Below are 26,643 nucleotides of genomic sequence, written 5' to 3'. Positions count from 1 at the left end.
ATTTAACAGTATTGAACCCGATTTCGAACCTATAGGCGCAACTTTAGATCCGAAATTGGGTACTTGTCAAAGGCTATTTGAGAACCCGAGGGGAATCATGGAATTTACTACTGGTGGGCAGGAAGTCGTACATCGACTTTTAGAGGTTTATGGCTTTCGTACTCGTCAGGCGCTTTGCGAGCAGTTGGGGGTATCTAAAAGCACTATGGCATCGCGCTATTCCAGAGATATTTTTCCAGCAGATTGGGTCATCCAGGCAGTGATAGAGACTGGAGTAAATATTGAATGGCTTGCACTGGGGAAAGGGCTGAAGTACTCAAATGAAAACCATGCTGCACGTAAGTTACCCAGCTTAGTCCTTGAAAATGGATCATTGTCCAATGGCGAACTTCTTTTTGTCGATAAGGAGTTGTTCCCGGAAACCCTCAGCGACCCTCACGTACTCTTTGTTGGTACAGGTCGATATATTTTAGACTTGGCAAAAGATGATGTTGTAGATGGTCTTTGGCTGGTTGATATCGATGGTAACTTTTCACTTCGCGACATAATGCGCTTACCACAGCAGAAGGTAAGAGTATCAAATGAAGCTGGTAATTTTGATTGCTCTATCAGTGACATAAATCTTAAAGGCTATGTGTCATTAGTGATGCATAAAGAGAACGCATGACAGTCCGCAAGTTAGATACTGGCAAATGGATTTGTGAATGCTACCCACAAGGGCGTAAAAATCAGCGGGTCCGTAAAACATTTCCCACCAAAGGCGAGGCTATTTCATTCGAGCAGTTCATTATGAATGAAGCAGCCAGCCGCCCGTGGATTGCCGAAAAAACTGATAACCGCACTCTTAAAGAACTAGCAGAGCTTTGGTACTCACTTCATGGCCAATCCCTCAGGGCGGGGCTTATGGTATACAGAAAATTACTACATATCGCTGAAGCACTAGGTAATCCCAAAGGGACAATTTTTACAGCTAACGATTTCGCGCACTACCGTAAGGAAAGATTATCTGGAGAGGTATTTTTGGATAGCCGCTTTGCCAATGGCGTATCGAAGTCAACATTGAATATGGATCATTCTTACCTTACATCAATGTTTAACGAATTGGCGCGACTTGGGGAGTGGAAACACCCTAATCCTCTAGAACGCCTGCGGAAACTAACTACTGTTGAGCGAGAAATGTCCTGGCTAACACAGGATAATGTTAGAGAATTGCTTTCGTTAACTGCTAAAAATGAAGCATTAGACCTGATGATCCGCATCTGCCTGAGCACAGGGGCAAGATGGAGTGAGGCCCAAAACCTCAAGCGTTCTCAGGTAATCCCATTTAAGATCACGTACACGAACACAAAGAGCGGAAAAAACAGAACAGTACCCATTTCGAAAGCCCTTTATGAAGCGCTAACAAATATTCGAACGGAACCTCTTTTCCCTCCATGCTTACGACATTTTGAGCAGGCAATAAAATCCTCTTCCATAATTCTGCCCAAAGGCCAGATGACTCACGTCCTAAGGCATTCATTCGCAGCACACTTTATGATGAACGGCGGAAACATTTTAGTGCTCCAGAAAATACTAGGCCATAGCGATATTTCAATGACTATGCGGTATGCCCATTTTGCACCTGAACACCTTGAAACTGCGATAACTCACAATCCTGTCTCCACCTTAGAGAATGGCGACAAAATGGCGACACAAGTTAATTATCATTAGGGTTTAATATGTTTCATTAGATATTCAACCTATTGATTTACCTATAAATAACTGAAAAGATTACATTATTATGAATATCGGGCTTTTTTATGGTTCCAGCACCTGCTACACCGAAATGGCAGCAGAGAAAATCCGCGATTTTATCGGCGACGATCTCGTTACGCTGCACAACCTGAAAGATGATTCGCCCCAGCTGATGGAGCAGTATGACATGCTGATCCTCGGCATTCCCACCTGGGATTTCGGCGAGTTGCAGGAGGACTGGGAAGCGATCTGGACCGAGCTGCCTGGCCTGAATCTTCAGAGCAAAATCGTCGCGCTCTACGGCATGGGCGACCAGGGCGAATACAGCGAATGGTTTTTAGACGCGCTGGGTATGCTGCACGAGGTGCTGGCGCCTTCAGGGGTGAAGTTTGTTGGCTACTGGCCCAATCAGGGCTATGAGTTCACCAGCCGCAAGCCGCTGACGCCGGATGGCAGCCATTTTGTCGGCCTGGCGCTGGATGATATCAATCAGTTTGAAGCCACCGACGAGCGCATCGCCCAGTGGTGCGAGCAGATCCTCACCGAGATGGCCGACGCGCTGTAGTCCGTGAGTGGCGCAGAGAGCGGAAATGTGGCCGACGTACGCCAGTCCGTGGGCGGCGCAGAGTGTAGTTTCAGCCCTCGGGCAGCAGATGCTGGCGCAGCAGACGCCACTCCTCTTCTTCCATGCTGTCCCGACAGAGCCACAGCTTCTCTTTCTCGCCCGCTGAGGAGCGCAGCGCCAGCAGCATAGCCTGCCGACACATCCAGGGGCGGCCGCAGATCTGCCACCGCTTCTGTCGCCACTGTAGCTGACCAGCCTCCAGCAGCGAAATCTCGCCTTCCCGCCCACGGATCCTGCGCTGGCTGCGCACGCATTCAAACACCACCAGCGTGAGCAACAGCATCCACACCAGGGTCAAACGGGCAGGCCAGGGCGCTAACAGCAGCGCCAGGATCGCTGTGCCATGCAGCAGCAGAGAGACCCATTGAGCAAGCCAGGAGACCCGCAGCTCAGAGTGCCACAGGGCCACGTTGCTGGTTTCGCTGTTGGATCAAGGTGACGATCTGCTTCAGCTCAGCGTCATCCGGCTCGCCGTGATTCATCAGCCAGTTAAAGAGATCCGGATCCGGGCTTTCCAGCAGGCGGATAAACTGCTGTTTCTCCCAGTCGGTGAGGGAATCATACTCATACTTGAAGAACGGCATGATGGCGATATCCAGTTCCAGCATGCCGCGGCGGCACGCCCATTGAACCCGAGCTTTGTTATTAATATCCATTTTATCCATCGTCAGTCAGTCAAACATGGCGGCTAGTGTAGCGCTTTTTTGATCGCTTGTTGATGACGCAATGAGGCGGTTGCGCGCTCTCTCTAAACGCGCCCACTTTTGTTGCAGGGTTACCAGGCGATTTGTGCCCGATTTTCCGGAAACAGGTTGCAAAGCCAGTGGGCTCTTTTAACATGAAGAATATAGTTCTTCTATTCAGGATGGATGCATGCCAACACTCTCTTTTCCCCCTCGTCACCCCACGGCCGCCTCGCGTCTGCCGCTTACGCTTATCTCTCTGGAAGAGTGGGCGCTGGTTAACGTGACCGGCGCTGACCGCGTCAGCTATCTGCAGGGGCAGGTGACGCTGGACGTCGCCACGCTGGCGGATAACGGCCATCTGCCTGCTGCCCATTGTGATGCCAAAGGCAAAATGTGGAGTAATCTGCGCCTGTTTCACCGTGGTGAAGGTCTGGCCTATCTGGAGCGCCGTAGCCTGCGCGACAGCCAGATCGGCGAGCTGAAAAAATATGCCGTATTTGCCAAAGTCACCATCGAAGCGGATGAAGAGGCTGTGCTGCTGGGCGTCGCCGGTTTTCAGGCCCGCGCTGCGCTCAGCGGCTTCTTTGCAGCGCTGCCGGATGCAGAAAACCCGGTGGTGCAACAGGGCGAGACCACCCTGCTCTGGTTTGGCACCCCGGCAGAGCGTTTCCTGCTGGTGACCAGTCGCGAACAGGCGCAAAGCATCCGTCAGGGGCTGGAAGGCGAAGCGCAGCTGAATGACAGCACCCAGTGGCTGGCGTTGAATATTGAAGCCGGTTTGCCGGTGATTGATGACGTTACCAGCGCCCAGTTTATTCCCCAGGCCGTCAATCTTCAGGCGCTGGATGCGATCAGCTTTAAAAAAGGGTGTTATACCGGTCAGGAGATGGTTGCCCGCGCTAAATTCCGCGGCGCCAATAAGCGCGCGCTCTACTGGCTCGCCGGCAGCGCCGGGCGTGTCCCTGCCGCCAATGACTCCCTGGAGATGAAGCTGGGAGAAAACTGGCGCCGTACCGGCACCATTCTTGCTGCCTGTCAGTTAGACAACGGCGAAGTCTGGGTTCAGGCGGTGTTAAACAACGATCTCGAGCCGGATACGGAACTGCGGGTGCAGGGAGATGAGGGCGGCAAACTGGCTATTCAGCCTTTGCCTTACTCTCTCGGCGAGTAAACAGAACAGGAGCCTTACGGCTCCTGTTTTCACATCACATAGAGATAGATCGCCAGAAAATGGCAGAGGCTGCCGCCGAGCACAAACCCATGCCAGATAGCGTGGTTATAGGGGATGCGCTTCGAGACATAGAAAATCACCCCCAGCGAATAGGTTATGCCTCCCGCTGCCAGCAGCCAGATCCCGCCCGGAGAGAGTTTCATCGCCAGCTGGTAGACCACAATCAGCGAGAGCCAGCCCATCAGCAAATAGGTGATGACGGAGAGCGCCTCAAAGCGATGAATAAATGCCAGCTTAAAGATCACGCCAAGCAGCGCCAGACTCCAGATCACCACCATTAATCCATGCGCCAGCGGCGACTGCAGCCCCACCAGCAGAAAAGGGGTATAGGTGCCGGCGATCAAAATATAGATAGCGCAGTGATCCAGCCTCTTCAGCCAGAATTTCGCACGCGGGTTAGGGATCGCGTGATAGAGCGTGGAAGCCAGATAGAGCAGAATAATACTGCCGCCATAGAGACTGTAACTGGCAATAGCCAGCGTGGTGGCCTTTGCCTCTATGGCCTGGGTCAGCAGCAGGACCAGCCCAATAATCCCTAACAGTAAACCAATGCCGTGGCTGATGCTGTTCGCCACCTCTTCAGCCAGTGAATAGCCTTGTTCATGTTCTGATAATGATTTTTCCGTCATGAAGCCTTATCTCCGTACCCTGAACGGGCCTGAATAGTAGTTAAGAACCGCTCAACAATGGTTGCGGTGAGCGGGGACAGGCCAGTAGCTTGAGCACGAACAGCCTAGCTGAGAATAATTTCAGAGTACAGGTGTAAGCTTAAAATAAACCGTGATCGAGTGTAACCCACACTTTTAGGCGAGATCTGCGCAATCGTTTCCCTTACACTGGTTGGCAACTTTTTTCAGGGAAAATCACGAGGCCAGCCATGTCCGAGAGCGTATCCGCCGTTGATTTCGGTGAAATGACAGAGGTTATTCAGTTCCTGATGGAGTTGGATAAATTGAAAAGCGTCGAGCGCCGTACCCGGCTGATCGGCAACTCCCGCTATGAGAACTCTGCCGAACACAGCTGGCAGCTGGCGGTGGCGGCGATGAGCCTGGCCCCCTATTCCGGCTCAGAGGTGAACGTGACGCGCGTGGTGCAGATGGCGCTGCTGCATGACGTAGTGGAAATTGATGCCGGCGACGTGATGGTTTATGACCTCGCGGCCCGTGAAGCCATTCATGCCCAGGAAGTCGCGGCCGCCGACCGGATTTTCGCCCTGCTCCCGGCTGCGCTGGGTGAAAAATTCCGCGCGCTCTGGGATGAATATGAAGCGGGTGAAACGGCAGATTCACGCTTTGCGAATATGCTCGATCGCGCCCTGCCCGTTATCCAGAACCTGCATAACCAGGGACAGAGCTGGAAAGAGAACCATATCCGTCTGGAACAGGTTATCAGCCGCAACGCCACGATTGAAAAAGAGTGGCCTGCGCTCTGGCATTACCTGAAACAGCACCTGGAACAGGCTCAGCAGCGGGGCTGGTTAATGTAGGGAGCAGGCCGGGGTGCATTCTGCTGCGCCCCGGAACGCCATTTTGCGAGCAGCTTCTCAGCTCTGGCGTGGTGTTTACCGATCATGAAAAGCCTGAGCAGGCGATGTATCAGGTGCTGCATCATCAGTTTGTCGCCAGCGCGAAAGTGGTCAGGCTCGGGCATGAGATCAACCCTGAGATGAAAATTGGCTGCATGATTGCGATGGTGCCGCTCTATCCCTGGTCCTGCCATCCCGATGATGTGATGCTTGCCCAGCAAGCGATGCGTGAACGCTACCTGTTTAGTGACGTGCATATGCGTGGCTATTATCCCTCCTATATCGTTAACGAGTGGGCGCGCAAGGGTTACCAGATTGATATGCAGGCGGGCGATGCGGAGATCCTGCTTGAGGGTTGCGCCGATTATATTGGCCTGAGCTATTACATGAGTAACGCCGTACAGGCCAGCGCCGCAGGAACAGGAAGCGCCGTGTCAGGATTTGAGGGCAGCGTGCCTAATCCGCACGTTAAGGCTTCTGACTGGGGCTGGCAGATTGATCCCGTTGGGCTGCGTTATTCGCTGGCAGAGCTGTAGCCCGATCTGAACCGATACCTTTTATCACTCTTAAAGGTACAGAGCGTTGGCCCGGTAAAAGCCGGAAGCCTCCAGGCCTGGAGGCTGTAGCCGGGCGATACCCAGCAATGTTTGTGCAGTATTGCCTGGCGTCTGTTTCTATCGTCCGCCTGCTGCATCAATAAAGGAGCCGGTGATATAGGAGGCCTCGTCACTCAGCAGCCACAAAATAGCCTGAGCGATCTCTTCAGGCTGGCCGCCTCGCTGCATGGGTAAGGCGGGTGCAACACGATCCACTCTTCCGGGTTCGCCGCCATCGGCATGCATCTCCGTATAGATTAAGCCGGGACGTACACCATTCACCCTGATCCCCTGAGCGGCTACCTCCAGCGAAAGTCCTGTGGTCAGCGTATCCATCGCCCCTTTTGATGCCGCATAATCAACATACTCGCCAGGCGCGCCGAGTCGCGCTGCCGCTGAGGAGACGTTGACTATAGCGCCGCCCTCTCCGCCGTGGTGGTAAGCCATCCTTTTTACCGCCTCACGACAGCAGATAAAACAGCCTGTAACATTGGTGGCAAAGACCCGATTGATTCGCTCAGCCGTCAGCTGCTCCACGCGGGTCTGCTGAAACAGGATCCCGGCATTATTCACCAGCGCACCAAGCTGACCCGGCTGACGATCAATCTGTTCAAACATCGCCACAACCTGCTGCTCATCGGCAATATCAGCCTGAACGGCAAAAGCCTTGCCGCCCTGCTCTGTAATCAGCGCGACCACTTCTGCTGCCGCTGCGACATTCTGGTGATAATTCACCGCCACGTTGTATCCGCGCCGGGCCAGCAGTAACGATGTTGCCCGCCCTATTCCCCGGCTGCCACCGGTTACTAACGCAATTTTCATCATTTTCTCCATAAAAAAAGGGCACTTGCTGTGCCCTTTTAACTTTAGCCGTAAACGCCAGACTACTCGTATTCGCTCATCGGTACGCAGGAACAGAAGAGATTGCGGTCGCCATAAACGTCATCAAGACGCTTCACGGTCGGCCAGTATTTATTGTCACTGCCTGCCGGGAACACCGCCAGCTCACGGCTGTAAGGATGCGTCCAATCGCCCACGATTTCCATCTGGGTATGGGGTGAATTGACCAGCGGGTTGTCATCCGCAGGCCACTCTCCATCCGCAACCCGATCGATCTCCATGCGAATCGCCAGCATGGCATCAATAAAGCGGTCCAGCTCGATTTTGCTTTCAGATTCCGTTGGCTCAACCATCAGCGTTCCCGCAACCGGGAAGGACATGGTTGGCGCATGGAAGCCGTAGTCAATCAGACGCTTGGCAATATCCAGCTCGCTGATGCCGGTCTGCTCTTTCAGCGGACGAATATCCAGAATGCATTCATGCGCCACGCGGCCATCACGCCCGGTGTAGAGGATAGGGTAAGCAGATTTAAGCCGGGTGGCGATGTAGTTGGCATTGAGGATAGCCACAGAGCTGGCCTGCTTCAGCCCTTCAGCCCCCATCATGCGGATATACATCCAGCTGATTGGCAGAATTGACGCGCTGCCAAACGGTGCGGCAGAGACAGCGCCATTCTGCGTCAGTACGCCATCAATCTGCACCACGCTATGCCCTGGCACAAACGGTGCCAGATGCGCTTTCACGCCGATGGGTCCCATGCCCGGGCCGCCGCCGCCGTGCGGGATGCAGAAGGTTTTATGCAGGTTAAGGTGAGAAACGTCCGCGCCGATATAGCCAGGCGTAGTGATCCCCACCTGGGCATTCATGTTGGCGCCATCCAGATAGACCTGACCGCCAAACTGGTGGACGATCTGGCAGACTTCGCGGATGGTCTCTTCGTACACGCCGTGAGTAGAAGGATAGGTCACCATGATGCAGGAGAGCGCATCGCCCGTCTGCTCCGCTTTCGCCCGCAGATCGGCCAGGTCGATGTTGCCCTGCTTGTCACAGGCCACCACCACCACGGACATGCCAGCCATCTGAGCTGAAGCCGGGTTGGTGCCGTGTGCGGAACTTGGGATCAGGCAGATATTACGCCCGCCTTCGTTGCGGCTTTCGTGATAGCGGCGGATCGCCAGCAGACCAGCGTACTCACCCTGCGCACCAGAGTTTGGCTGCATGCAGAGCGCGTCATAACCGGTCAGCTGCACCAGCCACTGGGAAAGCTGACCGATCATCTGCAGATAGCCCGTCGCCTGGTCGGCCGGGCAGAACGGATGCAGTTCCGAGAATTCAGGCCAGGTGATCGGGATCATCTCAGCCGCCGCATTCAGCTTCATGGTGCAGGATCCCAGCGGGATCATCGCCTGATTCAGCGCCAGATCTTTACGCTCCAGGCTGTGCATATAGCGCATCATCTCGGTTTCGCTGTGATGACGGTTGAACACCGGATGGGTCAGAATCGGATCCTGGCGCAGCAGCGCAGCGGGCACCGAGGTGCTTTCTGCGGCAACGGCGGCATCCAGAGCATCAATATCCAGCCCATGGTTTTCACCCAGCAGGATGGAGAACAGCGCCGTGATATCTTCCCGCAGCGTGGTCTCATCCAGGGTGATCCCTACCACGTTATGGATATCGGTACGCAGGTTCACACCAAAGCTCAGGGCGCGATCCAGCACCGCGGCTTTATCGGCCACTTCAACGGTCAGCGTATCGAACCAGTGCTGATTACGCAGCGTCAGGCCGCCTTTCTGCAGGCCAGCCGCCAGAATATCGGTCAGACGGTGAATGCGGGAAGCGATGCGCTTCAGCCCCACCGGCCCGTGGAACACGGCGTAGAGGCTGGCGATATTGGCTAACAGCACCTGCGAGGTACAGATGTTGGAGTTGGCTTTTTCGCGGCGGATATGCTGCTCGCGGGTCTGCATAGCCATACGCAAGGCGGTGTTGCCTGCCGCATCGCGCGAAACGCCGATAATACGTCCCGGCATCGAGCGCTTATGCTCATCACGCGCAGCAAAGAAGGCCGCATGCGGGCCGCCGTAGCCCATCGGTACGCCGAAGCGCTGTGCGGAACCAAACACGATATCCGCGCCGATTTTGCCCGGTGCCTGCAGCAGCACCAGAGACATAAAATCTGCCGCAACGCTGACAATGACCTTGCGGTTTTTCAGTTCGGCAATCAGATCGGTATAGTCGTGAGCTTCACCCGTGGTGCCAACCTGTTGTAACAGCACGCCAAAAACGTCCTGGTGGTCGAGCACTTTTGCTGCGCTGTCGACCAGCACCTCAAACCCAAAGGTTTCCGCACGGGTACGCACCACATCCAGCGTCTGCGGATGAATATCGTCCGCCACAAAGAAGCGGTTAGCGTTTTTCAGCTTGCTGACGCGTTTTGCCATCGCCATCGCTTCCGCCGCAGCGGTAGCTTCATCCAGCAATGAGGCGGAGGCGATATCCAGCCCGGTGAGATCCAGCGTCACCTGCTGGAAGTTCAGCAGTGCTTCCAGACGGCCCTGTGAGACCTCTGGCTGATAAGGCGTATAGGCGGTGTACCAGCCCGGATTTTCCAGCATGTTGCGCAGGATAACCGGCGGCGTCAGTACCGGGGTATACCCCATGCCGATATAGGATTTATAGCGCAGATTCTGACTGGCAATCGCCTTCAGCTCCGCAAGCGCCTGATGCTCGGTCAGCGCATCCCCTACCGCAGGCGGGCTCGGTAGCTGGATATCTGCGGGCACAATTGACGCAATAAGGTCCTGGAGTGAGCTGGCACCGGTAGCATTGAGCATCGCCGTTTGCTGCTCCTGCGACGGGCCAATGTGGCGTTCGATAAACGCACCGGTGTGTTCAAGCTGGCTGAGAGTCTGAGTCATTAGCGGTAAATCCTGAATCGGGCAGGGTAAGCAGGGCGGGACGGTCAAGGCCGCCCCACCCGCGTAAGCAGTTATTCGTCGATGCTCTCTTTATAAGCATCCGCATCCATCAACGCATCCAGCTCGGCTTCATCGCTGGCTTTGATTTTGAACAGCCAGCCTTCGGCGTAGGGGGCGCTGTTAACCAGCTCCGGTTCGCCATCCAGCGCGCTGTTAACTGCAATAATTTCGCCGCTGATCGGCGCATAGATATCGGAAGCTGCCTTCACAGATTCAGCTACGGCGCAGTCATCGCCCTGGCTGTAGGTGTTGCCGACATCAGGAAGATCGACAAAAACCATATCGCCCAGCAGCTCCTGCGCGTGCTCGGTAATGCCCACGGTGTAAGTTCCGTCAGCTTCTTTGCGCACCCACTCATGGCTGTCGCGGTATTTCAGTTCATTTGGGACATTGCTCATAGCCCTGCTCTCCTGAGAAGTTATCGTTATTAGGCGACGGGTTTTCCGGCGCGAACAAAAACAGGTTTGGTGACTTTTACCGGCATTTCCCGGTTACGGATCTGCACGATGGCCTGCTCGCCAATGCCAGCAGGAACGCGTGCCAGGGCGATGCTGCAACCTAACGTTGGAGAGAAGGAGCCGCTGGTAATGATCCCTTCACGCAGATTGCCTTCGCTGTCGGTAAAGCGTACCGGCAACTCATTTCGCAGCACGCCTTTCTCCGTCATGATCAGACCCACCAGCTGGTCAGTGCCCTTTTCACGTTGCGCTTCCAGCGCCTCACGACCAAGGAAATCACGATCTTCAGGCTGCCACGCTACGGTCCAGCCCATGTTAGCGGCCAGCGGAGAGACACCTTCGTCCATCTCCTGACCATATAAATTCATGCCCGCTTCCAGACGCAGCGTATCGCGTGCGCCCAGACCGGCGGGTTTAACGCCTGCCTCCAGCAGCTTCTGCCAGAAATCAGCAGCCTGTTCATTCGGCAGCGCAATTTCGTAACCCGCTTCACCGGTATAGCCGGTGGTGGCGATAAACAGCTCACCCGCCTGCACGCCAAAGAATGGCTTCATGCCGGCAACTGCCTCACGCTGCGCCTCATCAAACAGCGTCTGCGCTTTTGCCTGCGCCTGAGGCCCCTGCACGGCGATCAGCGACAGGTCATCACGCGGCGTCAGCTGCACGCCGTAAGGCGCCGCATGCTCAGCAATCCACGCCAAATCTTTTTCCCGGGTCGCCGAGTTGACCACCAGTCGGAAAAAGTCTTCGGTCATAAAGTAAACAATGAGATCGTCAATTACGCCAGCGGATGCATTCAGCATCCCGGTATAAAGCGCTTTACCAGGCTGCGTGAGTTTGGCGACGTCGTTGGCGAGCAGATAGCGCAGGAACTCACGCGTACGCGCACCGTTGAGATCGACAATAGTCATGTGCGACACGTCGAACATGCCGGCATCAGTACGCACGGCATGGTGCTCATCCATCTGCGAGCCGTAATGCAGCGGCATCATCCAGCCGTGAAAATCGACCATGCGCGCGCCTGATGCCTGATGCTGTTCGAACAAGGGGGTTTGCTGAGTCATATCAATCCTGTGAGGCAATTAGTTGGACGTCCTGCTGCGGCTCTGAGCCGTACGCAAACGATAACCTGGTTCTGAACTTACCACTGAACGCAGCCATTAACCATAAGTAAAACGGGGTCGAAAATTTCCGATCGCCCCCTGGGCCAGCGGAGAGTTTCCGAAATTTTTCACCATAAATCTGTAAAGAAGCACGCAAAAATGACAATTAAGGGCGGTGAGACCAGTTTAAAAATAGCGTTACTGCAAAGAGTCCAAAATAATTCGGCAAGATGAAACATCTAATGCATGAAAATAAGTAATCTGAAAACAGGGGTGAAATTAGAATTTTTCAAATGAAGCCGTTCTGCGGGAACCGTTTAACCAGAATGAACACTTAACGTGACAATCTCTCTTCTGGTTACAGGCTATGGATATCAAATCAACCTCAGTGAATACCTTTCCGCTTCACCAGGCGGTCGAACAGCACGACCCAGCCGCTATCACCCAGTTGAGAGAGGAAGGACATAAGGCCAGCCAGCTTAATGAAGCTAACCTCTCACCTGTTGATCTGCTTTCCAGACGACGATCTATCGATGTGGCGCTGCGCGAAAAAATGCACGGTGCGCTGCTCTCCTCTATGAATCCAACAGCGCCAAAAGGCTATACCAAACCTGAAGCGCTGCATGGTTCTCCGTGGGGATTTGAAATTCTGGCATCGGGCGAATTAAGAGGGGGCGTCAATGATGCCAAAGGCGGGACGCAATCGCTGGAGGGAGAGGTCTTTTTTTCAGATCGTACCCCCGAAAAATTATCTGAGCAGGTCACCCGTAATAATTTTCGGAGCAACCCCCGCGTCTATTCTCACGGCAGAGGGATGCACAGCAGCAACCCCGTTGCCCGCGCTTTTCAGCATCGTATGACTCAGGCTATCGGCGGTTATCTGGCAAGCGGACGCCCGCTGCCTTCCACTGGAAACGCCCTGCAATTGCAGGCGAGCGCTGACCAAGAGGTTAGTGAAGTCGCGGCGAACTGGTTACAGAACTTGCTGACCAGCGCACGCAACAATGGGGCAAAAAAGTTTGAAAATGTGCCAGCAGAGCAGAGCGTGGCTTTGCTGAAATTTCCTGAGTCCGTCACGATCAATTTTTCTGACCACCATCAACAGCGCTTTGATGGCCCGGCGCTGCGTCCTATGCTGGCGGAGGCGGCAAAAACACTGCAGCAGCAGCTTGAGGCGGGTAAAGCACCGCTGCTGGCGATGATCAATGACGGTAAAATCGTTCCCATGGTATTTGGCTTCAGTAAGATCGACGACCTCAAAACGCACGCTATAAAAGGCTCGCTGGGGGGAGAAGCGAAGAACTACAGCTATCAGAGTGAAAACCATCCTCTGGCAGGCTCGGCGAAGGGGGGCAGATTAAAAGAGATCGAACTCAATACTGTTCAGGATCTGGCAACGCTAAGCCTGGCCTGTCTGGCAAAAGGGGTGAAAATCCCTGCAGATACCCTGATCCGAATCAATCCTAACGGGCGGGATAAAATGGATACAGGGGCGAAAGCACACTATCTGGATCCACAGCAGCTTGGACGGTTTCAACAGCAGCTGGCAACAACCCTGGGTGAAAAAGGAGTGACGTTAAGCCAGGCCTCTCTGCCCGAACTGCAACAGATGAATCAGGAAATACGCGGCAAGGATCTTGCCGCGTGGGTGGCATAGCTGCATTCGCCCCATCGGCAGGCAGAGATTAGCGCAGCCACTCCGGCAGATCGTTCAGCCCCATTGCCTGTTTCAGCAGGCGGGGTTTTACGCCGGGCAGGTTATCGGCCAGACTCAGGCCAAGGTCACGCAGCAGTTTTTTCGCCGGGTGAGTGCCGCTGAACAGCTCCCGGAAACCCTGCATTCCCGCCAGCATCATGGCCGCGCTCTGTTTACGGCTGCGCTCGTAACGACGCAGGTAGAGATGCTGCCCAATATCTTTACCCTGCTGATTCAGGCGTTTTACTTCGCCTATCAGTTCAGCCGCATCCATAAAGCCCAGGTTAACGCCCTGCCCGGCCAGCGGATGAATGGTATGCGCGGCATCGCCCACCAGCGCCAGGCGGTGCGCCGCGAAATTACGCGCATAGCGCCCCATCAGCGGGAATGTTTTACGCTCGCCCTCTACTTTACACAGCCCCAGCCGCATATCGAACGCCACGGAAAGCTGCTGATTGAAGACCTCAGCAGGCATTGACTGCAAACGGGTCGCTTCCTGCGGAGAAACGGACCAGACGATAGAGCAGAGGTCAGGTTCGTTTAGTGGTAAGAAGGCCAGGATCCCGTCACCGTGGAAGACCTGACGCGCTACCGCCTCATGAGGCTGCTCCGTGCGGATGTTGGCGACCAGCGCATGGTGCTCGTAATCCCAGAAGGCCAGCGGAATATCGGCTTTATTACGCAACCAGGAGTTGGCACCATCGGCAGCCACCAGCAGCCGGGCACTCATCATGGTGCCATCCTTCAGGGTCACAAACGCTTCGTTGTCACCAAAGGCGACCTGCTGAAGTTCAGCGGGGGCAATCAGCGTGACGTTGCTGAGTTCGCTGGCTTTTTTCCACAATGCGTGGTGAATGACCGGGTTCTCTACGATATGCCCAAGATGGGCCAGGCCCTGCTGGCCATCGTCAAAAGCGATGCGCCCGAAGCTGTCGCGGTCCCACACCTCCATGCCATGATAAGCGCTGGCGCGTGTCGACAGGATGGTGGTCCAGACATCAAGATGCTGAAGCAGGCGCTCGCTGGCGGCGTTGATAGCAGAGACGCGTAGCGCGGGCTCTGCTGTAAGGGTAAACGCTTGCTCTGGCTCGCGTTCCAGCACGGCGATTTTCAGCCCCGTGCCCTGCAGGCCACAGGCTACGGCGAGTCCAACCATACCGCCGCCTGCGACGATGAGATCATAAGTTTGCATTACTGCTTTCTCCTTAACGCTCGACCCAGCCTAACGTGCGCTCGGCAAGCAAATTCCGCACTGGCGGTAGCGCGTCCATGGCCATCAGGCCAAGAGTGCGTCCTGCCACCAGCGGTATATAGCGGTTAGCAAACAGCCTGACCAGCGTGTCGGTAATGCCAATAGTGGCGGCAGCATCCGGCTGGCGACGCTGCTGATAGCGCTGCAACGTGGCATAGCTCCCCACATCTTCGCCTGTGCGCCAGGATGCGGCCACGGTTTCCGCAAGGGACATCACATCCCTGAGCCCCAGATTGAAACCCTGACCGGCAATAGGGTGCAGCGTTTGCGCCGCATTGCCCACCAGCGCCAGCCGGTGAGAAACATGCTGAGAGGCGGCCTGCAACTGAAGAGGATAGCTGTGTCGCTGACCTACCTGAGTGATACGACCCAGCCGCCAGCCGAAAGCTTTCTGCAGCTCCGCCATAAACTGGCTGTCGCTCCAGCCGTCAACGGTAGCCTTCTCCTGCAGAGGATGGCACCAGACCAGCGAGCTTCTTCCTGCCGACATCGGCAACAGGGCCAGCGGACCGTGCTCGGTAAAGCGCTCAAAGGCGCGTCCACCGTGCGGCTGCTGCGTGGAGACGTTGGCGATAACCGCTATCTGCTGATAATCGTGCGACTGCCACTGTACGCCACAGGAGGCCGCAACGGCAGAACGTGACCCATCTGCGGCTACCAGCAGCTGAGCTTCCAGCGTTTCGCCACTGCTCAGCGTCACGCTGGTACTCTGCTGGTTACGTATCACCTGCGTGACTTTAGCCGGGCAGCACAGCCGCACGCCGGGCGCTTTCTCAAGCAGGCTGAACAGGCGCTGGCCGACATCATGCAGCTCCACCACCTGCCCCAGCGCTGAGATGCCATGTTCGGCTGCCGCCAGCGAAACAAAGCTGGCGTGCCCGCGATCGCTGACGTGTACGTGCGTGATCGCCGTGGCGCAGGAGTGGAGAAACGGCCACAGATTAATGGCGGCCAGCTGCTGACAGGTACCTTCAGCCAGCGCAATCGCCCGGCCGTCATAGCCCGGATGCGTCCGGCTGGCTGGCGCAGTAGCTTCCACCAGCGTGACCGGCACTTTTCCCTGCGTGAGATGAGAAACAGCCAGCGCCAGCGTGGCGCCAGCCATTCCTCCGCCTGCAATTACAATGCTCATTACGCTTTCGCTGCCGCCATCAGTGCTTCAATCTCATCCGCCTCTTTTACCACGCTGTCGGTGAGATTTTCATTGCCGTCGGCGGTGATAATGATGTCATCTTCCACGCGGATCCCGATACCGCGGTACTCTGCCGGGACATCCGCATCCGGAGCGATATAGAGGCCCGGCTCGACGGTGATAACCATTCCAGGTTCCAGTACGCGGTCACGATCGCTGCCGTAATGACCTACGTCGTGAACGTCCAGCCCCAGCCAGTGGCTCAGCCCGTGCATAAAGAACTGGCGATGCGCCTGCTCTGCAATCAGTGTCTCCACTTCACCTTTCATCACGCCCAGCTTCACCAGCCCGGTGACCATGATGCGGACCACTTCCGCATTCACTTCACGGATGCTGGTGCCAGGGCGGAACAATTTAAGCGCCGTGTTGAGTGACTTGAGCACAATGTCATAAATAGCGCGCTGGGGGGCGGTAAACTTGCCGCTGACCGGGAAAGTTCGCGTGATATCGCCCGCATAGCCCTGCAGCTCACAGCCGGCATCAATCAGCACCAGATCGCCCTCGCGCATCTGGCTCTCATTCTCGGTGTAGTGCAGGATGCAGCCGTTTTCGCCTGCGCCAACGATGGTGTTGTAGGAGGGATAGCGCGCGCCATGACGACTGAATTCGTGATGGATCTCCCCTTCCAGCTGATATTCGAACATGCCGGGGCGGCACTGCTGCATGGCGCGGGTATGCGCCAGCGCGCTGATACGGCCCGCTTCACGTAAAATGGCCTGCTCTTCGGGGGACTTGAAGAGACGCATTTCATGAACGATGGGACGCCAGTCGGTAACCGAGGCGGGCGCTTTGAGATTCTGCCGGGAACCGGCCCGCAATTTTTCCAGGGCGGCAAACAGCAGCGCATCGGCTTCGGCGTACAGCCCCTGCGCGTGATAAACCCCATCCAGTCCGTTCAACAGCTGCGGCAGCTGCTCAGCAATGTCGTCATAAGGTAGCGCGCGGTCTACAGCAAGCTTCTCCGGAGCGGCATCCTGCCCAAGACGGCGACCAAACCAGATTTCCGCCGTCAGATCACGCACGCGGTTAAACAGCACGCTGTGATTATGGCTTTCGTCGCTTTTGATCAGCACCAGTACCGCTTCAGGCTCGTTGAAGCCGGTGAAATACCAGAAGTCGCTGTTCTGACGGTAGGGGTATTCGCTGTCGTTGCTTCGCGTGGCTTCCGGGGCCGCAAAGATCACCGCCGCCGTGGCCGGGGCCATTTTGCTCAGCAGCGCCTGCCGACGACATAAGAATTCTTGCTGGGTCATCCCTCTCTCCTGATGTTACCCGCTTAGTGCAGGGTCGGTTTTTTCACTTCCACAGCCGTGGGCACAATGTGGGTGAAGGTATCATGGCAGAGCAGCGCGGCAACGCGAACGTACTCAATCACCTCTTCCAGCGACTGCTCCAGCTCTTCCTGATCTTCATCTTCATCGTAGCCCAATTGCGCAATCGTCCGCAGATCGTCGATCGCTTCGCCCGTCTCGCCTTTTACCTTGTCGAGTTTAGGCTGAGAGACGCCCAGACCAAGCAGGAAATGGTTCACCCAACCAGCTAACGCATCGGCGCGATCAAACACGCTGATATCTTCGTCATCCGGCAGATAAAGCTGGAACAGGAAACCCTCCTCCTCAAGCGTGTTGCCGATCGCTTCATGCAGCTGCTGCAGCGGCAAAGCCAGCGACTGGGAGAAAGCCATGCCTTCGTTAGTCAGCTCATGGACCAGCGTCTGCCAACCGCTCTCTTTCGTGCCGCCACAGATCATTCCGCTGAGTAGCCCGTGCATTTCGGCAGGTGTCATCCCTACGCCCTGCTGCGTCAGTGCTGAAGCCAGCGCGTCATAGCCCGGCATTGTGTTTGATAGTGACATACGTTTTGGTCATCGTTGGCTGGATAAGTTCGTGTTATGCTACCACCAGGTGCCTCAACGATTCCAGAAAAGGGGTTGTTTCTTCTATAAGGCGTAGTTATAGTCGCCTACCCTCCCACTCCGCTAGCGGTGGGAAGATTGGCGGTAGAGTAATCAGTCAGGATGGTGGCATGTCTGCACAACCGGTAGATATTCAAATTTTTGGCCGTTCGTTACGAGTAAATTGTCCGCCAGAACAGCAAGATGCGCTGAACATGGCTGCTGAAGATCTCAATCAACGGTTGCAAGATTTAAAAGTTCGCACTAGAGTCACAAATACCGAGCAGCTGGTTTTTATCGCTGCCCTGAATATCTGTCATGAACTGGCTGCGGAAAAAGTTAAAACCCGCGACTACGCCAGTAACATGGAGCAGCGTATCCGGATGCTGCAGCAGACCATTGAACAGGCATTGCTTGAACAGGGTCGCATAACAGATAGAACCGGAAGCAAGTTCGAATAACACCTCATCGTTATTCATGCTAGAGTAACGGTGGAGTAAAAAAATTCTCTGAGATGTTTGCAAGCGGGCCAGTCCCCTGAGCCGATATTTAATACCAACAGAGTCTGACGCTCTGTAACCTGTGTGCAAGCTCGGTTCGTCCGAGAAGCCTGATGGCTACGACGGCAGTCTCACCTTGAACCAAGGGTTCAAGGGTTACAGCCTGCGGCGGCATCTCGGAGATTCCTCATTCAGTTCCATCCCGGTTAGTCTCTCTATCCACACCATTTGCGCTACGAATTTTAGCCCGTTGCTGCTGAAGAACTCGAACTCCGTATCAAGCTGTGGCACCCTTCTGGTAACCTCTTTTAGCCAGCCTGAACGTGAGGAATGCATGAGCCTCAATCTTTTTGACCGACAGGATATCCGTACCCATGTGCGCCATCTCCGTCGCGCGCTGACGCCAGAGCAGCAGCAAACTGCGGCGGTGCAGGCCGCTGAACGTGCGCTGAATTTCGCCCCGCTACAGCAGGCTAAAAAAATCGCGCTGTTTCTCTCTTTTGATGGCGAGCTGGGCACCCGACCGCTGATTGCCAAACTGTGGCAGCACAAACAGCAGGTCTATTTGCCGGTGCTTCACCCCTTTTCTGCCGGGCAGCTGCTGTTTATCCGCTATGAGCCCACTACCCTACTGACGCTCAATCGCCTGAACATTCCTGAGCCGCCGCTGGATATACGCCATCTGGCGACGCTGGATGAGCTGGATCTGGTGATGGTGCCGCTGGTGGCCTTTGACCGTCAGGGACAGCGTCTGGGAATGGGCGGCGGCTTTTATGACCGCACGCTGCAAAACTGGCAGCAGCACGGCTGTCTGCCGGTGGGTCTGGCGCATGACTGTCAGCAGGTCGATGAGCTGCCGGTGGCAGAGTGGGACGTGCCGCTGCCAGCCATTATTACCCCTTCACATATCTGGCAGTGGTAAGCAGATAAAACAAAGCCCCGGCAGAAAATCTGTCGGGGCTTTACTGCCAGCGCGGATAAAGCGGCTATGTCAGCCAGAAAGCCAGATTCAGCTTCTGCCGCTCATGCTTAGAACAGCAGGCGGGCGCGAATAGTCCCCGGGATCGCTTTCATCAGCTGCAGCGCGGTATTGGCAACATCCTGCGGCGCGTCGATATCGATCACCACATACCCCATCTGCGGGGTCGTTTGCAGGTACTGGGCGGCGATGTTGATGCCCTGACCAGCAAAGATGTTGTTGATGGCCGTCAGCACGCCAGGACGGTTCTCATGGATATGCAGCAGGCGGCTCTGGTCGCCATGCATCGGCAGCGAAACTTCCGGGAAGTTAACGGCAGAGAGCGTGGAGCCGTTATCGGAGTATTTCGCCAGCTTACCGGCTACTTCAATCCCGATGTTCTCCTGCGCTTCCTGCGTTGAGCCGCCAATGTGCGGCGTCAGGATCACGTTATCAAACTCACACAGCGGCGAGTTGAACGGATCGCTGTTGGTGGCTGGCTCTTCCGGGAAAACGTCGATCGCTGCGCCCGCAAGATGCTTATCCGCCAGCACTTTACACAGCGCGGGGATATCCACCACGGTGCCGCGAGAGGCGTTGATCAGCAGCGCGCCCGGCTTCATCATCGCCAGCTCCTCTGCGCCCATCATGTTCTGGGTGGAGAGGGTTTCCGGCACGTGCAGGCTGACCACATCACTCATGTTCAGCAGGTCAGAGAGATAGCGAACCTGGGTGGCGTTACCCAGCGGCAGCTTGTTCTCAATATCATAGAAGAACACGTGCATGCCCAGGCTCTCTGCCAGCACGCCCAGCTGCATGCCGATATGGCCATAACCGATGATCCCCAGCTTTTTGCCACGGGCCTCGTAAGATCCCACCGCCAGTTTGTTCCAGATGCCGCGGTGGGCTTTGGCATTGGCTGCCGGCACGCCGCGCAGCATCAACAGCAGCTCGCCGATAACCAGCTCTGCTACGGATCGGGTATTGGAGAATGGCGCGTTGAATACCGGCACGCCGCGCTTAGCGGCTGCATTCAGGTCAACCTGATTGGTGCCGATACAGAAGCAGCCTACCGCCACCAGTTTTTCTGCCGCGGCGAAAATCTCTTCAGTGAGGTTGGTACGCGAACGGATACCGATGAAATGCGCATCGCGGATCGACTCTTTCAGCGCTTCACTGTCCAGCGCACCCTTGTGAAATTCAATGTTGGTGTACCCTGATGCACGCAGGTTTTCCACCGCGCTCTGGTGGACGCCTTCCACCAGCAGGAACTTAATCTTGTCTTTCTCCAGTGATACTTTTGCCATTTCCCGACCCTATTTAGCAGACTTCAGAAGTGCCAGCTTATCCCTCTCTTAACCCGGGTATAAGTTAGCCTTCTGTCAAAATATCAAATTTTCGCCCTGCGGCAATACAAACGATTACCTGGCGGGTAGCATGGCGACGGGGAGTGGCAGTACATTTCGGCAGATAATCACGGTGCATGCGGTAGGATCAGCAGGATTGCCCTGCGGCGGTCTGTTATGTGACATAAGTCACCAAATTTCACCGCTGTCATAAAAGATGTTTTTTTAGCTGAAAATAGCCGGCACCGGTCCGGCGCCGGTAAGATCATTTTTGTATGGTCTTCACGCCGTTGGCCGTGCCGATCAGCGCAACGTCGGCTGAACGCGCCGCAAACAGCCCCACCGTCACCACGCCGGGCAGCGCATTAATGGCAATTTCCAGCGCAACTGCATCAAGGATCTTCAGGTTATGCACGTCGAGGATGATATTGCCGTTATCGGTCAGCACATGCTGGCGGTATTCCGGCAGGCCACCCAGCTTGACCAGTTCTCTCGCCACATAGCTGCGCGCCATAGGGATCACCTCTACCGGCAGAGGAAAACGGCCCAGCACATCCACCTGCTTGGATTCATCGGCGATGCAGACAAACTTATCCGCAACGGCAGAGATGATTTTTTCCCGCGTTAAGGCCGCGCCGCCGCCTTTGATCATCTGCATCATGCCGTTGATCTCATCCGCGCCATCAACATAGACAGCGAGAGAATCAACCTCATTGAGATCGAAGACCGGAATACCCAGCGCTTTCAGCTTTTCGGTAGAAGCCTCCGAGCTGGAGACCGCCCCGTCAATCTGATGCCTGATGGAGCCTAAGGCATCGATAAAGTGCGCGGCAGTGGAACCCGTTCCTACGCCAACAATGGTACCTGGGGTCACGTAGTCCAGCGCGGCCCAGCCAACGGCTTTTTTCAGTTCATCCTGTGTCATGGTCAGTTTCAATTCCGATGGGATCGTGGCGCCAGTATAAAACAACCGGGAGAGAAATCACCGCCTTCACGCGGCATTTGTTGGCAGTTTGGAAGCGGGCCCACAAAGCGATAAAGTGTTTATTGCCCTGGGGGAAAATGACAAATTTATGGCATAGTGCAGTTTCCACACCTGAAAGAGAGTTTATACCCACAATGAAACGCCCGGATTATCGAACGCTTCAGGCGCTGGATGCCGTCATTCGCGAGCGCGGCTTTGAGCGCGCAGCGCAAAAGCTTTGTATTACTCAGTCGGCTGTTTCCCAGCGGATCAAACAGCTGGAAAATATGTTTGGTCAGCCGTTGCTGGTGCGCACCGTGCCGCCGCGCCCTACTGAGCAGGGACAAAAGCTGCTGGCGCTGCTGCACCAGGTCGAGCTGCTGGAAGAGCAGTGGCTGGGTGATGAAAACGGCGGAACCACGCCTCTGCTGCTCTCGCTGGCGGTCAACGCCGACAGTCTGGCAACCTGGCTGCTCCCGGCGCTGAAAACCGTGTTAACGGACTCTCCGGTCCGCCTGAATTTGCAGGTAGAGGATGAGAGCCGTACCCAGGAGCGCTTGCGTCGCGGGGAAGTGGTTGGGGCAGTGAGTATTCAGCCGCAGCCGCTGCCAAGTTGCCTGGTTGATCGGCTCGGCGCGCTGGATTACCTGTTTGTCGGCTCGAAAGAGTTCGCTGCACGCTACTTTCCCAACGGCGTGACCCGCTCGGCCCTGCTGAAAGCGCCTGCGGTGGCGTTTGACCATCTGGATGATATGCATCAGGCATTTTTGCAGCAGAACTTTGACCTGTCGCCAGGCAGCGTGCCGTGCCACATCGTCAACTCCTCAGAAGCCTTTGTGCAGCTGGCCAGACAGGGTACCACCTGCTGTATGATCCCCCATCTGCAGATAGAACGTGAGCTGGCCGAGGGCGAGCTGATTGACTTAACGCCAGGGCTGTTCCAGCGGCGGATGCTCTACTGGCACCGCTTCGCCCCGGAAAGCCGCCTGATGCGTAAAGTGACCGATGCGTTGATTGGCCACGGCCATCGCGTACTGCGTCAGAGCGAGTAAACAGCAAAAGGCCTCCCGAAGGAGGCCCTTAAACTGCTGGCATTATGCTGATACAGCCAGCATAAGCCATCAGTAAAACGTTATCCGTTACTGATTGCGCTGCAGCTCAAACACAACATCTACCTGATCGTCAAAGTGAATGCTCTGCTTCTCATAGGTCTGTGCAGCTGAAGTCATCGGTGCCGCGTCAGCCATCTTATACATTCTGGCGACTGGCATCGGCTGATAGTTAGCAACGTGATAACGGATGCTGTAAACCCCACCCAGCTTGGCGTTGAACCCTTTCGCCAGCTCGCCCGCCTGCTGCGTAGCGTCATCTATAGCCGCCTGCCGCGCTTTATTACGATACTGGTCAGGATTTGCCACGCCCAGCTCCACAGAGCGGATCTCGTTGAGGCCAGATTTCAGCGCGCCGTCCAGCAGCTCATTCAGCTTGTCCAGCTGGCGCAGCGTTACCTGCACCTGACGTACCGCGCGATACCCTTTCAGAACCGCTTTGCCCTCTTTGGTGTAGTCATATTCAGGCTGGGTACGGAGATTTGCGGCATCAATATCTTTCTTCTCAATCCCGTTCTTATTCAGAAAATCAAAATATTGCGCGACGCGATCGTCAGCCTGTTTTTTGGCTTCAGCAGCATCTTTAGCGGTAATGCTGACTTCGATAGCCAGCGTGGCGATGTCCGGCGTGGCGTCAACGCTGGACTGGCCGGAGGTCACAACGTGCGGGCCATTTGGCAGTTCATCTGCCAGGGCGAGTGCGGGTACTGTTCCAAGTCCAATTAGTGCGGCCAGAGCCAATTTGGTAAGCTTCACTGGGTTCCTCCGTGGGGGGCTTCTAGTCATATCCGGGAATCAACTGGCGATGAAAAGGTTCACCGCCAGAGAATGAGTTCCGTTTAAACGCAACGGGCTATGTTATTGCGTTTTCAGGTATCAGGCTATGACCGTAATTCCTGGAGTGAGTTCCCTTAAGCCCAGCCAACTGCCTGCAGCGCCAGCTTCAGCGCAATGCCCCACATCATCACGCCGACTAAGGCGTTAATTATCCGCTGCGCTTTAGCGGTATTGAGCACGGGTGAGAGCCAGGCGGCCAGCGAGGCAAGACCAAAGAACCACAGCAGTGAGGCGCTGGCCGACCCCAGCGCAAACCAGCTTCGGGCCTCCGCAGGTAGCTGTCCGCCAAGGCTGCCGAGCACGACGAACGTGTCGATATAAACGTGAGGATTAAGCCAGGTTACCGCCATCATGGTGGCGAAAATTCGCCACCGGCTCTGCTTCATTGCCGCTGATAAGGCGAGATCCACCTCGCCGCTAAAAGCGGTGCGAAAGGCCCCCCAGCCATACCACACTAAAAATGCCACGCCACCCCAGGTGACAAGGTTCAGCAGTAACGGCGACTGAGTCAGTAAGGCGCTGCCGCCAAAGACCCCGGCACAAATCAGGACAATATCGCTTAAGGTACAGAGTCCGGCCGTCATCAAATGATACTGGCGGCGCACGCCCTGATTCAGCACCAGCGCATTCTGGGGTCCCAAAGGGAGGATTAGCGCAGCGCCCAGCGCCATGCCCTGAAAGAAAATAGATATCACATATATTCCTCGACCGGATTATTTCAGCCGAGTGTATAAGGGAGCCATCATTAGAGGAAATGGAAAAATCTTATGGCATATCAGTTTATCTAATATAACCGTACTAAATAAGGCGAACCGGAGTTCGCCTTATTAGCGGAGTGAATTCAGGCACCTGCAACGGTAATCTGATCCAGGCCAGTGTGGGATTGGTCAGGATAGTAATCCTTCTTTCGGCTACGCCTGAATAACCTCCTGAAAATTTACTCTGGCTTAGGCAATGCCTGAGCCGCCTGTGGCGCTGCGTCGCTCTGCTGCGCTTCAGGGGATTTGACCTGATGCAGGTGAACATCCATCTGCGGATAAGGAATACCGATTCCATGCGCGTCCAGCGTACGCTTGAAGTTCTTCATCAGATCCCAGTACACAAGCTGCAGTTCGCTCGCGTTACTCCAGCAGCGCACGATAAAGTTCAGGGAAGAGGCTGCCATCTCCTGCAGGCCAATCTGCACACCCCTATCCTGCAGCACACGCGGCTCGGCATCCAATACTTCCTGCAACAACTTGATAACCTGGTCTACATCGGCATCGTAAGCCACGCCAATAATAAACTCGTTACGGCGAACCGGCTCACGGGAGAAGTTAACGATATTGCCCGCGATGATTTTTCCATTCGGTACAACGACGATTTTACCGTCGGCGGTTTTCAGCGTAGTAGAGAAAATCTGTACGTTCTGCACGGTTCCCATCACGCCAATATCAATAAACTCGCCGGTACGGAAAGGGCGGAAGGTAACCAGCAGCACGCCCGCAGCCAGGTTTGACAGCGATCCCTGCAAGGCCAGACCAATAGCCAGACCTGCGGCACCCAGTACGGCGATAACGGAGGCGGTCTGTACCCCTACCCGTCCCAGCGCGGCAATCAGCGTAAAGGCAATAACCCCGTAGCGCACCAGTGCGGAAAGAAAGTCAGCAACTGTGGCATCAATATGACGTGCCCGCAGCACTTTATTCAGCGTATTGGAGATGATTCGCGCGACGATCATCCCGATGATGGCAATCACTACGGCCGCGACGATGTTGACGGCATAGCTCAACAGCAGCGCCTGGTTGCGAACCAGCCAGCTGCCGGCGTTGTTAATGCCGTGTACCACGTTAAGATCTTCCATTTCGTTTTCCTGTTGTTGTTCTCAATGGGTGATATCGTCAGAAGAAACTGACAGCCCAAACCCAAAGGGTAACTAAAAATGGCACGCGCCGCCAAATAAGCCGTGAAATTAACAATTTGTTACCGGTTCTGGGCATAAAAAAGGCCCCATTAAGGGGCCTTATCATCATGTTATGGCGACTTACAGAACGTCAACGTCGTTGAGTTCTTTGAAAGCCTGCTCCAGACGCACGATCATCGAGGACTGGGATGCACGCAGCCAGACGCGCGGATCGTAATATTTTTTGTTTGGCTTATCTGCGCCTTCCGGGTTACCCAGTTGGGCCTGCAGGTAGCCTTCGTTCTTTTTGTAATACTGCAGGATACCATCCCAGGTTGCCCATTGGGTGTCGGTATCGATGTTCATTTTGATCACGCCGTAGCCGATAGACTCTTCAATCTCAGCTGCTGATGAACCTGAACCGCCGTGGAAGACGAAATCCAGAGAGTTATGTGGCAGATTGTGTTTCTTGCTCACATAGTCCTGAGAATCACGCAGGATGGTTGGGGTCAGCTTAACGTTGCCAGGCTTGTATACACCGTGCACATTACCGAAGGAGGCAGCGATAGTGAAGCGTGGGCTGATAGCGTTCAGTTTGGTGTAAGCGTAATCAACATCTTCTGGCTGCGTGTAGAGGGCAGAAGCGTCCATGTGGCTGTTGTCCACGCCATCTTCTTCACCGCCGGTGCAACCCAGTTCGATTTCCAGCGTCATATCAATTTTGGCCATACGCGCCAGATACTTGCTACAGATTTCGATGTTCTCTTCCAGCGTCTCTTCAGAGAGGTCGATCATATGGGAAGAGAAGAGTGGCTTACCGGTTTTCTCGAAGTGTGCTTCGCCCGCGTCCAGCAGGCCGTCGATCCACGGCAGCAGTTTCTTGGCGCAGTGGTCGGTATGCAGAATAACCGGCACGCCATACTGTTCAGCCATCAGGTGAACGTGGTGCGCGCCAGAGATTGCGCCCAGGATAGCCGCAGCCTGCGGCTTATCGGATTTCAGACCTTTACCAGCGATGAAGCCAGCGCCACCGTTAGAGAACTGGATAATGACCGGCGCTTTAACTTTAGCGGCGGTTTCCAGCACGGCGTTGATAGAATCAGTACCCACGCAGTTAACGGCTGGCAGAGCGAATTTGTTTTCTTTCGCTACTTTAAAGATCTTCTGCACGTCGTCGCCGGTGACAACGCCTGGTTTTACGAAATCAAAAATTTTAGACATGTTTTTTGTCCTGTTT

Annotated in this window: 26 protein-coding genes, 1 other RNA gene and 1 pseudogene; 11 read left to right on the top strand and 17 right to left on the bottom strand. The window is 55.2% G+C overall.

What is annotated here, in order from left to right:
* The first annotated feature begins 97 nt into the window (after window positions 1–97).
* From Q3V30_RS04175 to fldB, 3 genes are all read left to right on the top strand, one after another.
* Complete coding sequence (locus tag Q3V30_RS04175) at window positions 98–667, top strand: phage repressor protein CI (RefSeq protein ID WP_306210754.1); 570 nt, start codon at window positions 98–100, stop codon at window positions 665–667.
* Window positions 664–1,710, top strand: coding sequence for a phage integrase (locus Q3V30_RS04170; protein WP_306210751.1), 1,047 nt, complete (start codon window positions 664–666; stop codon window positions 1,708–1,710). The genes Q3V30_RS04175 and Q3V30_RS04170 overlap by 4 nt, the downstream gene beginning before the upstream one ends.
* A 70-nt stretch (window positions 1,711–1,780) precedes the next feature.
* Window positions 1,781–2,299 (top strand): flavodoxin FldB, encoded by a 519-nt coding sequence (gene fldB, locus Q3V30_RS04165; RefSeq protein ID WP_306210750.1) that lies wholly within the window; start codon window positions 1,781–1,783, stop codon window positions 2,297–2,299.
* Between the two features lie 70 nt (window positions 2,300–2,369).
* Here fldB and Q3V30_RS04160 read toward each other — a convergent pair whose 3' ends face one another.
* Both Q3V30_RS04160 and sdhE read right to left on the bottom strand, forming a co-directional pair.
* Entirely contained in the window at window positions 2,370–2,768 is a 399-nt protein-coding gene (locus tag Q3V30_RS04160) for a protein YgfX (RefSeq protein WP_306210747.1), read from the bottom strand.
* Window positions 2,749–3,015, bottom strand: coding sequence for an FAD assembly factor SdhE (sdhE, locus tag Q3V30_RS04155; protein ID WP_306210745.1), 267 nt, complete (start codon window positions 3,013–3,015; stop codon window positions 2,749–2,751). The genes Q3V30_RS04160 and sdhE overlap by 20 nt, the downstream gene beginning before the upstream one ends.
* A gap of 217 nt (window positions 3,016–3,232) precedes the next feature.
* On the opposite strand from sdhE, the gene ygfZ reads away from it, so the two are divergent.
* Window positions 3,233–4,216, top strand: a complete 984-nt coding sequence (gene ygfZ, locus Q3V30_RS04150) for a tRNA-modifying protein YgfZ (protein WP_306210743.1) — start codon at window positions 3,233–3,235, stop codon at window positions 4,214–4,216.
* Between the two features lie 29 nt (window positions 4,217–4,245).
* On the opposite strand, the gene trhA is transcribed toward ygfZ, so the two are convergent.
* Window positions 4,246–4,905, bottom strand: coding sequence for a PAQR family membrane homeostasis protein TrhA (gene trhA, locus Q3V30_RS04145; protein WP_306210741.1), 660 nt, complete (start codon window positions 4,903–4,905; stop codon window positions 4,246–4,248).
* A 248-nt stretch (window positions 4,906–5,153) separates the two neighbouring features.
* On the opposite strand from trhA, the gene Q3V30_RS04140 reads away from it, so the two are divergent.
* Together Q3V30_RS04140 and Q3V30_RS04135 are read left to right on the top strand one after the other, a co-directional pair.
* Window positions 5,154–5,762 (top strand): HD domain-containing protein, encoded by a 609-nt coding sequence (locus Q3V30_RS04140; protein ID WP_306210739.1) that lies wholly within the window; start codon window positions 5,154–5,156, stop codon window positions 5,760–5,762.
* A gap of 62 nt (window positions 5,763–5,824) precedes the next feature.
* Window positions 5,825–6,334, top strand: a pseudogene (locus Q3V30_RS04135) (family 1 glycosylhydrolase); the annotation flags it as partial.
* A 141-nt stretch (window positions 6,335–6,475) separates the two neighbouring features.
* Here the strand turns inward: Q3V30_RS04135 and Q3V30_RS04130 are convergent.
* The 4 genes from Q3V30_RS04130 to gcvT form a co-directional block, all read right to left on the bottom strand.
* A complete protein-coding gene (locus tag Q3V30_RS04130) occupies window positions 6,476–7,219 on the bottom strand; it encodes an SDR family oxidoreductase (RefSeq protein WP_306210737.1) in 744 nt (247 codons plus the stop codon).
* A 62-nt stretch (window positions 7,220–7,281) separates the two neighbouring features.
* Window positions 7,282–10,155, bottom strand: coding sequence for an aminomethyl-transferring glycine dehydrogenase (gene gcvP, locus Q3V30_RS04125; protein ID WP_306210734.1), 2,874 nt, complete (start codon window positions 10,153–10,155; stop codon window positions 7,282–7,284).
* A 71-nt stretch (window positions 10,156–10,226) separates the two neighbouring features.
* Entirely contained in the window at window positions 10,227–10,613 is a 387-nt protein-coding gene (gene gcvH, locus Q3V30_RS04120) for a glycine cleavage system protein GcvH (protein WP_306210732.1), read from the bottom strand.
* Between the two features lie 29 nt (window positions 10,614–10,642).
* Window positions 10,643–11,737, bottom strand: coding sequence for a glycine cleavage system aminomethyltransferase GcvT (gene gcvT, locus Q3V30_RS04115; RefSeq protein ID WP_306210730.1), 1,095 nt, complete (start codon window positions 11,735–11,737; stop codon window positions 10,643–10,645).
* Between the two features lie 406 nt (window positions 11,738–12,143).
* Between gcvT and Q3V30_RS04110 the strand changes: the two genes are divergently transcribed.
* Window positions 12,144–13,433, top strand: a complete 1,290-nt coding sequence (locus Q3V30_RS04110; protein WP_306210728.1) for a hypothetical protein — start codon at window positions 12,144–12,146, stop codon at window positions 13,431–13,433.
* 28 nt (window positions 13,434–13,461) lie between these two features.
* Here the strand turns inward: Q3V30_RS04110 and ubiI are convergent, their stop codons facing one another.
* From ubiI to Q3V30_RS04090, 4 genes are read right to left on the bottom strand one after another with little or no spacing between them, the layout of a single operon-like run.
* The gene (gene ubiI, locus Q3V30_RS04105; protein WP_306210727.1) at window positions 13,462–14,664 is read right to left on the bottom strand and encodes an FAD-dependent 2-octaprenylphenol hydroxylase; all 1,203 of its coding nucleotides are present in this window, start codon (window positions 14,662–14,664) and stop codon (window positions 13,462–13,464) included.
* A 13-nt stretch (window positions 14,665–14,677) separates the two neighbouring features.
* Window positions 14,678–15,856, bottom strand: a complete 1,179-nt coding sequence (gene ubiH / locus Q3V30_RS04100) for a 2-octaprenyl-6-methoxyphenyl hydroxylase (RefSeq protein WP_306210725.1) — start codon at window positions 15,854–15,856, stop codon at window positions 14,678–14,680.
* Window positions 15,856–17,169: a Xaa-Pro aminopeptidase gene (gene pepP, locus Q3V30_RS04095; RefSeq protein WP_306210723.1), complete on the bottom strand. Its 1,314-nt coding sequence runs from the start codon at window positions 17,167–17,169 to the stop codon at window positions 15,856–15,858. The genes ubiH and pepP overlap by 1 nt, the downstream gene beginning before the upstream one ends.
* A gap of 23 nt (window positions 17,170–17,192) precedes the next feature.
* Complete coding sequence (locus Q3V30_RS04090; RefSeq protein WP_306210721.1) at window positions 17,193–17,771, bottom strand: YecA/YgfB family protein; 579 nt, start codon at window positions 17,769–17,771, stop codon at window positions 17,193–17,195.
* 170 nt (window positions 17,772–17,941) lie between these two features.
* Here Q3V30_RS04090 and zapA point away from each other — a divergent pair, with 170 nt between their 5' ends.
* The 3 genes from zapA (at window position 17,942) to Q3V30_RS04075 (ending at window position 19,232) form a co-directional block, all read left to right on the top strand.
* The gene (gene zapA / locus Q3V30_RS04085) at window positions 17,942–18,271 is read left to right on the top strand and encodes a cell division protein ZapA (protein ID WP_306210720.1); all 330 of its coding nucleotides are present in this window, start codon (window positions 17,942–17,944) and stop codon (window positions 18,269–18,271) included.
* A gap of 42 nt (window positions 18,272–18,313) precedes the next feature.
* A non-coding RNA gene (gene ssrS / locus Q3V30_RS04080) (6S RNA) lies at window positions 18,314–18,497 on the top strand.
* Between the two features lie 147 nt (window positions 18,498–18,644).
* The gene (locus Q3V30_RS04075; RefSeq protein ID WP_306210719.1) at window positions 18,645–19,232 is read left to right on the top strand and encodes a 5-formyltetrahydrofolate cyclo-ligase; all 588 of its coding nucleotides are present in this window, start codon (window positions 18,645–18,647) and stop codon (window positions 19,230–19,232) included.
* 107 nt (window positions 19,233–19,339) lie between these two features.
* On the opposite strand, the gene serA is transcribed toward Q3V30_RS04075, so the two are convergent.
* Complete coding sequence (gene serA, locus Q3V30_RS04070; RefSeq protein ID WP_306210718.1) at window positions 19,340–20,575, bottom strand: phosphoglycerate dehydrogenase; 1,236 nt, start codon at window positions 20,573–20,575, stop codon at window positions 19,340–19,342.
* A gap of 304 nt (window positions 20,576–20,879) precedes the next feature.
* The gene (rpiA, locus tag Q3V30_RS04065; protein WP_306210716.1) at window positions 20,880–21,539 is read right to left on the bottom strand and encodes a ribose-5-phosphate isomerase RpiA; all 660 of its coding nucleotides are present in this window, start codon (window positions 21,537–21,539) and stop codon (window positions 20,880–20,882) included.
* Window positions 21,540–21,733: 194 nt separating this feature from the next.
* Here rpiA and Q3V30_RS04060 point away from each other — a divergent pair, with 194 nt between their 5' ends.
* The gene (locus Q3V30_RS04060; protein WP_306210714.1) at window positions 21,734–22,630 is read left to right on the top strand and encodes a LysR family transcriptional regulator ArgP; all 897 of its coding nucleotides are present in this window, start codon (window positions 21,734–21,736) and stop codon (window positions 22,628–22,630) included.
* An 87-nt stretch (window positions 22,631–22,717) separates the two neighbouring features.
* Here Q3V30_RS04060 and Q3V30_RS04055 read toward each other — a convergent pair whose 3' ends face one another.
* From Q3V30_RS04055 to fbaA, 4 genes are all read right to left on the bottom strand, one after another.
* Entirely contained in the window at window positions 22,718–23,443 is a 726-nt protein-coding gene (locus Q3V30_RS04055) for an oxidative stress defense protein (RefSeq protein WP_306210712.1), read from the bottom strand.
* A gap of 155 nt (window positions 23,444–23,598) precedes the next feature.
* On the bottom strand, window positions 23,599–24,219 hold the full coding sequence (gene argO / locus Q3V30_RS04050) for an arginine exporter ArgO (protein WP_306210711.1): 621 nt from the start codon (window positions 24,217–24,219) through the stop codon (window positions 23,599–23,601).
* 242 nt (window positions 24,220–24,461) lie between these two features.
* On the bottom strand, window positions 24,462–25,367 hold the full coding sequence (gene mscS / locus Q3V30_RS04045; protein ID WP_306210708.1) for a small-conductance mechanosensitive channel MscS: 906 nt from the start codon (window positions 25,365–25,367) through the stop codon (window positions 24,462–24,464).
* Between the two features lie 180 nt (window positions 25,368–25,547).
* Window positions 25,548–26,627 (bottom strand): class II fructose-bisphosphate aldolase, encoded by a 1,080-nt coding sequence (gene fbaA / locus Q3V30_RS04040; protein ID WP_306210706.1) that lies wholly within the window; start codon window positions 26,625–26,627, stop codon window positions 25,548–25,550.
* Window positions 26,628–26,643 lie beyond the last annotated feature (16 nt).

It is taken from the genome of Erwinia pyri, from assembly GCF_030758455.1.
In the GTDB taxonomy this organism is placed as follows: domain Bacteria; phylum Pseudomonadota; class Gammaproteobacteria; order Enterobacterales; family Enterobacteriaceae; genus Erwinia; species Erwinia pyri.
The sequence above is the reverse complement of the archived record's forward strand: the minus strand, read 5'-3'. Positions and strand labels throughout refer to the sequence as shown.

Bases quoted from the DNA above. Each gene is read 5' to 3' on its own strand.
- Q3V30_RS04175 (WP_306210754.1), top strand. From the start codon at position 98: ATGGAATTTACTACTGGTGGGCAGGAAGTCGTACATCGACTTTTAGAG.
- Q3V30_RS04170 (WP_306210751.1), top strand. From the start codon at position 664: ATGACAGTCCGCAAGTTAGATACTGGCAAATGGATTTGTGAATGCTAC.
- fldB (WP_306210750.1), top strand. From the start codon at position 1,781: ATGAATATCGGGCTTTTTTATGGTTCCAGCACCTGCTACACCGAAATG.
- sdhE (WP_306210745.1), bottom strand. From the start codon at position 3,015: ATGGATATTAATAACAAAGCTCGGGTTCAATGGGCGTGCCGCCGCGGC.
- ygfZ (WP_306210743.1), top strand. From the start codon at position 3,233: ATGCCAACACTCTCTTTTCCCCCTCGTCACCCCACGGCCGCCTCGCGT.
- trhA (WP_306210741.1), bottom strand. From the start codon at position 4,905: ATGACGGAAAAATCATTATCAGAACATGAACAAGGCTATTCACTGGCT.
- Q3V30_RS04140 (WP_306210739.1), top strand. From the start codon at position 5,154: ATGTCCGAGAGCGTATCCGCCGTTGATTTCGGTGAAATGACAGAGGTT.
- Q3V30_RS04130 (WP_306210737.1), bottom strand. From the start codon at position 7,219: ATGAAAATTGCGTTAGTAACCGGTGGCAGCCGGGGAATAGGGCGGGCA.
- gcvP (WP_306210734.1), bottom strand. From the start codon at position 10,155: ATGACTCAGACTCTCAGCCAGCTTGAACACACCGGTGCGTTTATCGAA.
- gcvH (WP_306210732.1), bottom strand. From the start codon at position 10,613: ATGAGCAATGTCCCAAATGAACTGAAATACCGCGACAGCCATGAGTGG.
- gcvT (WP_306210730.1), bottom strand. From the start codon at position 11,737: ATGACTCAGCAAACCCCCTTGTTCGAACAGCATCAGGCATCAGGCGCG.
- Q3V30_RS04110 (WP_306210728.1), top strand. From the start codon at position 12,144: ATGGATATCAAATCAACCTCAGTGAATACCTTTCCGCTTCACCAGGCG.
- ubiI (WP_306210727.1), bottom strand. From the start codon at position 14,664: ATGCAAACTTATGATCTCATCGTCGCAGGCGGCGGTATGGTTGGACTC.
- ubiH (WP_306210725.1), bottom strand. From the start codon at position 15,856: ATGAGCATTGTAATTGCAGGCGGAGGAATGGCTGGCGCCACGCTGGCG.
- pepP (WP_306210723.1), bottom strand. From the start codon at position 17,169: ATGACCCAGCAAGAATTCTTATGTCGTCGGCAGGCGCTGCTGAGCAAA.
- Q3V30_RS04090 (WP_306210721.1), bottom strand. From the start codon at position 17,771: ATGTCACTATCAAACACAATGCCGGGCTATGACGCGCTGGCTTCAGCA.
- zapA (WP_306210720.1), top strand. From the start codon at position 17,942: ATGTCTGCACAACCGGTAGATATTCAAATTTTTGGCCGTTCGTTACGA.
- Q3V30_RS04075 (WP_306210719.1), top strand. From the start codon at position 18,645: ATGAGCCTCAATCTTTTTGACCGACAGGATATCCGTACCCATGTGCGC.
- serA (WP_306210718.1), bottom strand. From the start codon at position 20,575: ATGGCAAAAGTATCACTGGAGAAAGACAAGATTAAGTTCCTGCTGGTG.
- rpiA (WP_306210716.1), bottom strand. From the start codon at position 21,539: ATGACACAGGATGAACTGAAAAAAGCCGTTGGCTGGGCCGCGCTGGAC.
- Q3V30_RS04060 (WP_306210714.1), top strand. From the start codon at position 21,734: ATGAAACGCCCGGATTATCGAACGCTTCAGGCGCTGGATGCCGTCATT.
- mscS (WP_306210708.1), bottom strand. From the start codon at position 25,367: ATGGAAGATCTTAACGTGGTACACGGCATTAACAACGCCGGCAGCTGG.
- fbaA (WP_306210706.1), bottom strand. From the start codon at position 26,627: ATGTCTAAAATTTTTGATTTCGTAAAACCAGGCGTTGTCACCGGCGAC.